General features: G+C 61.8%; 4 protein-coding genes. 2 read left to right on the top strand and 2 right to left on the bottom strand.

Annotation, left to right across the window (positions count from 1 at the left end):
* Positions 1-166: 166 nt before the first annotated feature.
* On the bottom strand, positions 167-1648 hold the full coding sequence (gene gltX, locus M1B35_RS10890) for a glutamate--tRNA ligase (RefSeq protein WP_123330783.1): 1482 nt from the start codon (positions 1646-1648) through the stop codon (positions 167-169).
* 221 nt (positions 1649-1869) lie between these two features.
* Between gltX and M1B35_RS10885 the strand changes: the two genes are divergently transcribed.
* Entirely contained in the window at positions 1870-2916 is a 1047-nt protein-coding gene (locus M1B35_RS10885; protein WP_268261933.1) for an HlyD family secretion protein, read from the top strand.
* Complete coding sequence (locus M1B35_RS10880; protein WP_123330779.1) at positions 2906-4456, top strand: MDR family MFS transporter; 1551 nt, start codon at positions 2906-2908, stop codon at positions 4454-4456. The genes M1B35_RS10885 and M1B35_RS10880 overlap by 11 nt, the downstream gene beginning before the upstream one ends.
* A gap of 95 nt (positions 4457-4551) precedes the next feature.
* Here M1B35_RS10880 and uvrB read toward each other — a convergent pair whose 3' ends face one another.
* A complete protein-coding gene (uvrB, locus tag M1B35_RS10875) occupies positions 4552-6567 on the bottom strand; it encodes an excinuclease ABC subunit UvrB (protein WP_123330777.1) in 2016 nt (671 codons plus the stop codon).
* Positions 6568-6608: the final 41 nt, after the last annotated feature.

The following is a 6608-nucleotide window of genomic DNA, read 5'->3' as shown; positions in this document are numbered from 1 at the left end:
AAAAAAATTTGTCGGGATAACAATCACTTACCGCCCTCCCCCGTAAATCCGGGGGTTTTCCTGACCTCTAGGAGCCGGCTTGCCAGCGAGGATGATCACCAGAACACTGCACACCCTCCGGTGCAGACCGCCGGCAAGCCGACTCCTACCCATCAACAGCACTGACTCAGGCGATAGCGCCCAGCAGTTTTTCCCACTCTTTGTTCTCTTTCTTCGACACGCCGCCCAACAGGTCAATGGCCTGGCGCAGACGGAAACGGGTCAGGTCCGGCCCCAGGATCTCCATGGCATCGAGCACCGACACCGAACTGGCTTGCCCGGTAATCGCAGCGAACATCAGCGGCATGGCATCACGCAGCTTCAGCTCCAGGGATTCGACCACGGCCTGGATGGTCGCGGTGATGTTGTCCTTCTCCCACTGACGCAGGCTTTCCAGCTTCCACAAGATCAACTGCATCAACTGGCGAACCTGGTCACCCGACAGTTTCTTGGACTCGAATAGCTTGGCGTCCGGGTTCACGCCACCGGCAAAGAAGAACCCGGCCAGCGGTGCGACCTGGCTGAAGGTCTCCACCCGGCCCTGCACGTGCGGTGCGATCTTCATCATGTATTCGGGGTTCAGCGCCCATTGCTGCAGGCGGCTGGCGAACTCGTCCACCGGCAGGTCACGCAGCCACTGGCCGTTGAGCCAGGAGAGCTTCTCAATGTCGAAGATCGGCCCACCGAGGGAGACACGGGACAGGTCAAAGTGATCGACCATTTCCTGCAGCGAGAACTTCTCGCGCTCGTCCGGCATCGACCAGCCCATGCGGCCCAGGTAGTTGAGCATGGCTTCAGGCATGAAGCCCATGCGCTCGTAGAAGGTCACCGAGGTCGGGTTCTTGCGCTTGGACAGCTTGCTCTTGTCCGGGTTACGCAGCAGCGGCATGTAGCACAACTGCGGTTGTTCCCAGCCGAAGTACTCGTAGAGCAGGATCAGCTTCGGCGCCGAGGGCAGCCACTCTTCACCACGCAAGACGTGGGTGATGCCCATCAGGTGGTCGTCGACCACGTTGGCCAGGAAGTAGGTCGGCAAGCCGTCGGTCTTCATCAGCACTTGCATGTCCATGCGATCCCACGGGATCTCGACATCGCCACGCAGCATGTCCGGCACCACGCACACGCCTTCGCTTGGCACTTTCATGCGGATCACGTGGGGTTCACCAGCAGCCAGGCGCTGAGCGACTTCTTCCTTCGACAGCAACAGCGCCCGGCCGTCGTAGCGCGGGGTTTCACCCTTGGCCATTTGCTCGGCGCGCATCTGGTCCAGCTCTTCGGCGGTGCAGAAGCACGGGAAGGCGTGGCCCAGATCCACCAGTTGCTGGGTGTATTTCTTGTAGATTTCGCTGCGCTCGCTCTGCCGGTACGGGCCGTGCGGGCCGCCTACGTCAGGGCCTTCGCTCCAGTTGATGCCCAGCCAGCGCAGGGCGTCGAAAATCTGCTGTTCCGACTCACGGGTCGAACGCAGTTGATCGGTGTCCTCGATGCGCAGGATGAACTCACCGCCATGCTGCTTGGCAAAGCAGTAGTTGAACAAAGCGATGTAAGCGGTGCCGACGTGGGGATCCCCAGTGGGCGATGGCGCGATGCGCGTGCGGACGGTGGTCATGGCATGTCTCGGAATGAATATAAAAGCGGAGGTAAAACAGGGGGCGAATGGTAACAGGCGCGACCGGCCCGGCTCCAGTAACGAGGGCATTTAAGCCAAGGTTGCCGCGCTAATGCCCATGAATGGCCGATTATCAACAGTTGGCATTTACCACCCCCAGCCTATATGCCAGATTCGCCCCCTGTTAAATTTCCTTACACTTTCTCGACTACAGCCTGCCCATGCCCGCCCAACTCAAGCGTCGCCTGTTTATTTTCCTGCTCCTGGTGGCATTGGTCGCCCTGGGGTTCTTTGCCCAATGGTTCTTCCATGGGCGCTTTTATGAAAGCACCGACAACGCCTACGTCCAGGGTGAGATCACCCGGGTCTCCAGCCAGTTGGCGGCGCGAATCGACGAAGTGCTGGTGCGGGACAACCAGCACGTGGAAAAAGGCCAGTTGCTGGTGCGCCTGGAAAGTGAAGATTTCCAGCTGGCCATCGAGCGGGCCAAAGCCGCCCTCGACACCCGCGAAGCCGAACGCCTGCAAGCGCAAAGCAAGCTGACGCAGCAAGCCAGCCTGATCGCCGCCAGCGAAGCCCAGGTGACCTCCAGCCAGGCCAGCCTGGGCCGCTCGCAAATCGACCTGTCCCGGGCCCAGACCCTGCGCAAGCCCGGCTACGTTTCTGAAGAACGGGTGACCACCCTCTCTGCCGACAACCATATCGCCCGCTCCCAGGTGGCCAAGGCCCAGGCCGACCTCCAGGGCCAGCGCCAACAGGTGAACGCCCTGGGCGCCGAACTCAAGCGGTTGGACGCCCAGATCGCCAATGCCCGAGCCGACCTGGCCCAGGCCGAACTGAACCTGACCCGCAGCGAAATCCACGCGCCTATCAGCGGCCTGGTCGGCCAACGCGCGGCACGCAACGGCCAAGTGGTCCAGGCTGGCGCCTACCTGCTGTCGATCGTTCCCGACCAGGACATCTGGATCCAGGCCAACTTCAAGGAAACCCAGATCGGCCATATGCAACCCGGGCAATCCGCCGAACTGATCTTCGACGCTTACGGCGATACCCCCATCGCCGGCCAGGTCGACAGTTTGTTCGCCGCCTCGGGCGCACAGTTCAGCCTGCTGCCGCCGGACAACGCCACCGGCAACTTCACCAAGGTGGTGCAGCGCATCCCGGTGAAACTGACCTTTGCCGCCGACAACCCACTGCGTGGCAAGATCCGCCCGGGCATGTCGGTCACCGTCAAAGTGAAGATCAAAGACCCTGCCGATGGCCGGTGATCAGCTGCTGCGCCCGGCCGGCGAACCGACCCGGCGCGACTGGATCGCGGTGATGAGCGCCATGCTCGGCGCCTTTATGGCGGTGCTCGACATCCAGATCACCAACTCCTCCCTGAAGGACATCCAGGGCGCGCTATCGGCGACGCTGGAGGAAGGTTCATGGATTTCCACTTCCTACCTGGTGGCGGAAATCATCATGATTCCCCTCACCGCCTGGCTGGTGCAGTTGCTCTCGGCACGGCGCCTGGCGGTCTGGGTGTCGGTGGGGTTCCTGGTCGCGTCACTGCTCTGCTCCATGGCCTGGAGCCTGGAAAGCATGATTGTGTTCCGCGCCCTGCAAGGTTTTACCGGCGGTGCGCTGATCCCTCTGGCCTTCACCCTGACCCTGATCAAACTCCCCGAGCACCACCGCGCCAAGGGCATGGCCATGTTCGCCATGACGGCCACCTTCGCGCCCTCCATCGGCCCGACACTGGGCGGCTGGCTTACGGAAAACTGGGGCTGGGAGTACATCTTCTACATCAACATCCCACCCGGGCTGCTCATGATCGCCGGCATGCTCTACGGGCTGGAGAAGAAAGCCGCCCACTGGGAGCTGCTGAAAAGCACCGACTACACCGGCATCCTCACCCTCGGCGTGGGCCTGGGCTGCCTGCAGGTGTTTCTTGAGGAAGGCCACCGTAAGGACTGGCTGGAGTCCAGCCTGATCGTCGGCCTGGGCAGCATTGCCCTGGTCAGCCTGGTGACCTTTGTGATCGTGCAAGTCTCCAAGCCCAACCCGCTGATCAACCTGGGCATCCTGGGTAATCGCAACTTCGGCCTGTCGAGCATTTCCAGCCTGGGGATGGGGGTGGGGCTGTATGGCTCGATCTACCTGTTGCCGCTGTACCTGGCGCAGATCCAGAACTACAACGCTATGCAGATCGGCGAAGTGATCATGTGGATGGGCATTCCCCAGCTGTTCCTGATACCGCTGGTGCCGCTGCTGATGAGGTTTGTCTCACCCAAGTGGCTGTGCACCCTGGGCTTCGGCCTGTTCGGATTGGCGAGCTTTTCATCCGGGGTGCTGAACCCGGACTTCGCCGGGCCGCAGTTCAACCAGATCCAGATCATCCGTGCTCTGGGGCAACCGCTGATCATGGTCACCATCTCGCTGATCGCCACCGCCTACATCCTGCCCCAGGATGCGGGTTCGGCGTCGAGTCTGTTCAACATCCTGCGCAACCTCGGCGGCGCCATCGGCATCGCCCTGCTCGCCACCTTGCTGGATGCGCGAACCAAGACCTACTTCGATTACCTGCGCGAGGCCATAGTGCCGAGCAACCCCCAAGTGGCGGAGCGCCTGGCCAGCCTGACCGACACCCTCGGCAATGAAACCGCAGCCCTGGGCAAGCTCAGTGAAATTGCCCACCAGCAGGCGCAGATCATGGCCTACAACGATGCGTTTCATTTTGTCGGGATCGCCCTGGGCGTGAGCATGCTCGCGGTATTGCTGACCAAGGCACTGCCCAAGGGCCTGAAGGCCGGAGAAGCCCACTGAGCTGAAGCTGGCCGGTGCAAGAGGCCCTCGATCCTTGCACAGGATTTGAGGGCCTCTGAGCCGGCAAGCCGGCGCCTACGAGGGATGGAGTGTCGTTAGACGGTCAGCAGGCGCTCGCGCAGTTTGCTGATTTCGTCGCGCATTTGCGCTGCGGCCTCGAACTCCAGGTCCCGGGCCAGTTGGTACATTTTCTCTTCGAGCTGGCGGATGCGCTTGGTGATCTCGCTTGGCGAACGCAGCTCGTTTTCGTACTTGGCGTTTTCTTCCGCGGCCTTGGCCATGCCTTTGCGCTTCTTGCTGCGCGAGCCCGGCACCGTGGCGCCTTCCATGATGTCGGTGACATCCTTGAACACGCCCTTGGGGGTGATGCCATTGGCCAGGTTGAAGGCGATCTGTTTATCGCGACGGCGCTCGGTCTCGCCGATGGCCCGCTCCATGGAGCCGGTCATGCGGTCCGCGTAGAGAATCGCCCGGCCATTGAGGTTACGCGCGGCACGACCAATGGTCTGGATCAACGAACGCTCGGAACGCAGGAAACCTTCCTTGTCCGCATCGAGAATCGCCACCAGGGATACTTCCGGCATGTCCAGGCCTTCACGCAGCAGGTTGATCCCCACCAGCACGTCAAAGGTGCCCAAGCGCAAGTCGCGGATGATCTCCACCCGCTCTACGGTGTCGATGTCCGAGTGCAGGTAGCGCACGCGCACCCCGTGGTCCGCCAGGTAGTCGGTCAAATCCTCGGCCATGCGCTTGGTCAGCGTGGTCACCAGCACCCGCTCCTCCAGGGCCACCCGCTTGGTGATTTCTGAAAGCAGGTCGTCGACCTGGGTCAGCGCCGGGCGTACTTCAATCTGCGGGTCAACCAGGCCGGTGGGCCGCACGACTTGTTCCACCACCCGGCCGGCATGCTCGGCCTCGTAGTTGCCCGGCGTCGCCGAGACGAAGATGGTTTGCGGGCTCACACCCTCCCACTCGTCGAAACGCATGGGCCGGTTATCCAGCGCCGAAGGCAGGCGGAAGCCGTACTCCACGAGGGTTTCCTTACGCGAGCGGTCGCCCTTATACATGGCGCCCACTTGCGGCACGCTGACGTGGGACTCGTCGATTACCAGCAAGGCGTCGGCCGGCAGGTAGTCGTACAAGGTCGGCGGCGCAGCCCCGGCCGGACGACCCGACAGATAACGCGAGTAGTTTTCGATGCCGTTGCAGTAACCCAGCTCAAGGATCATCTCCAGGTCGAAGCGGGTGCGCTGCTCCAGGCGTTGCGCCTCCACCAGCTTATTGTTGGAACGCAGGTACTCCAGGCGCTCCTGCAACTCGACCTTGATCCCCTCGATCGCATCCAGCAGGGTCTCCCGCGGGGTCACATAGTGGCTCTTGGGGTAAAAGGTAAAACGCGGCAACTTGCGAATCACTTCGCCCGTTAGCGGATCGAAGGCCGACAGGCTCTCGACTTCGTCATCGAACAGCTCGATGCGGATGGCTTCCAGGTCGGATTCCGCCGGGTAGATATCGATGACGTCACCGCGCACACGGAACGTGGCTCGGGCAAAATCCATATCGTTGCGGGTGTATTGCAGGTCCGCCAGACGCCGCAGCAAGGCGCGCTGGTCGAGCTTGTCGCCGCGATCGACGTGCAACACCATCTTCAAATAGGTTTCCGGGCTGCCCAAGCCGTAAATGCAGGACACCGTGGTGACGATGATCGCGTCCTTGCGCTCCAGCAGCGCCTTGGTCGCGGACAGGCGCATTTGCTCGATATGGTCGTTGATCGAGGCGTCTTTCTCGATAAAAGTGTCGGACGATGGCACATAGGCTTCGGGCTGGTAGTAGTCGTAGTAAGAGACGAAATACTCCACCGCGTTGTTCGGAAAAAAGGCCTTGAACTCCCCGTACAACTGCGCCGCCAAGGTCTTGTTCGGCGCCAGCACCAGGGTTGGGCGCTGCACCTGGGCAATCACGTTGGCGATGCTGAAGGTCTTGCCCGAGCCGGTCACACCGAGCAGCGTCTGGTGCGCCAGCCCGGCCTCGATACCTTCGACCATCAGGCGAATGGCTTCCGGCTGGTCGCCGGCGGGCTGGAAGCGGGTGACTAGCTGGAATTCAGACATAACGTACCTCTGGGTTCACCCCCGCACGACACGAACGGGCT

Origin of the sequence: Pseudomonas morbosilactucae (genome assembly GCF_023241665.1) — a bacterium.
Classification (GTDB): domain Bacteria; phylum Pseudomonadota; class Gammaproteobacteria; order Pseudomonadales; family Pseudomonadaceae; genus Aquipseudomonas; species Aquipseudomonas morbosilactucae.
Note: the sequence above shows the minus strand (reverse complement) of the source record. Positions and strands in the feature narration are given on the sequence as shown.

Bases quoted from the DNA above. Each gene is read 5' to 3' on its own strand.
- M1B35_RS10880 (WP_123330779.1), top strand. From the start codon at position 2,906: ATGGCCGGTGATCAGCTGCTGCGCCCGGCCGGCGAACCGACCCGGCGC.
- M1B35_RS10885 (WP_268261933.1), top strand. From the start codon at position 1,870: ATGCCCGCCCAACTCAAGCGTCGCCTGTTTATTTTCCTGCTCCTGGTG.
- gltX (WP_123330783.1), bottom strand. From the start codon at position 1,648: ATGACCACCGTCCGCACGCGCATCGCGCCATCGCCCACTGGGGATCCC.
- uvrB (WP_123330777.1), bottom strand. From the start codon at position 6,567: ATGTCTGAATTCCAGCTAGTCACCCGCTTCCAGCCCGCCGGCGACCAG.